This window comes from Senegalimassilia anaerobia JC110, assembly GCF_000236865.1.
In the GTDB taxonomy this organism is placed as follows: Bacteria; Actinomycetota; Coriobacteriia; order Coriobacteriales; family Eggerthellaceae; genus Senegalimassilia; species Senegalimassilia anaerobia.
Genome location: NZ_CAEM01000068.1, coordinates 1 through 983, shown reverse-complemented (window position 1 = coordinate 983; position 983 = coordinate 1). Strand labels below are relative to the sequence as shown.

Genomic DNA, 983 nt, shown 5'->3' with positions numbered 1-983 from the left:
CGCGCGGCGTGCCAGTCGTCGGGCGTCGCCTTCAGGCCGGCGGCGCGCAGCGCGGCGCCGGCGTCGAGCGAGGCCGTCCTGGACTGAGGCAGCGCCCTCGAGACCGCGGCGGAAAACGCCTTGAACGCCTTCCCGCCCCGGTTCTCCCGTTTGGCGCTGGGCTGCGGCGAGCTCGTCCCGAACGCCTTGCCGATTGCCAGGTAGGACAGCCCGCCGGCGGCGAGCGCGGCTGCAAGTGCGGCGATGTTGCTCATAGGTGGCTCCTTTAATCAACCTTCATCTTCTGGAGATGCCTCGAAAGCGCGACGCCCGCGATGTCCATGGCGGCGGCGACGCCGATGGCCGCCCAGCCGATCGGGGAGGCCAGCATCGAGCTGTAGAAGTCGGGGGCCATGACCAGCAGGGAGCCCATGACGGCTATCGGCAGGACGGCGAGGATGACGGTCTGGACCTTGCCGCCGCTCGTGATCGCGGCGATGTGGCGCCTCAGCGCGATCCTCCCGTCGATCGTGGCGGAGATCTTCGCGAGCACGGGGGCCAGGTCGCAGCCCGTCTCCGCGTTCACCGACGCCGCGGCGATCACCAGCGGCATGTCCTTGCACCTCACGCGCCGGGACATGTTCTCGAGCGAGGCGAGGAAGGGCACGCCGTAGCGCATCTCCGAGGAGACCCGCTCGAGCTCGGAGCGCAACGGCTCTTCGACGTACCTGCCCACGGACTCGATCGCGGCCTCGAGCGTGATGCCGCCTTCCAGCGAGTGCGACATCATCAGCAGCGCGCCGGAGAGCTGCGAGTCGAACAGCTTTTCGCGCGATTTGCGCTTGGCCCTCACGTAGAGCCAGGCCGCGGCCGGGCCTGCGGCGATCCCCGCGACGGCGCCGGCCGGGCCGGCGACGGCCAGCAGCGCAAGCGCCGCCAGCGCCGATCCCGCCGCGGTGAGCGTCGCGAACAGGGTCGCGTCGATCCCCACGCCGGCCGCCGAC

Annotated in this window: 2 protein-coding genes; both read right to left on the bottom strand. The window is 71.1% G+C overall.

The window, feature by feature from the left end; translation table 11 throughout:
• Positions 1-254 (bottom strand): hypothetical protein (locus tag SFHG_RS00030; protein ID WP_042431938.1); only part of this gene is annotated, 254 nt, incomplete at its 3' end.
• Positions 255-265: 11 nt separating this feature from the next.
• A partial coding sequence (locus tag SFHG_RS00025) for a type II secretion system F family protein (RefSeq protein ID WP_042431935.1) occupies positions 266-983 on the bottom strand: 718 nt, incomplete at its 5' end.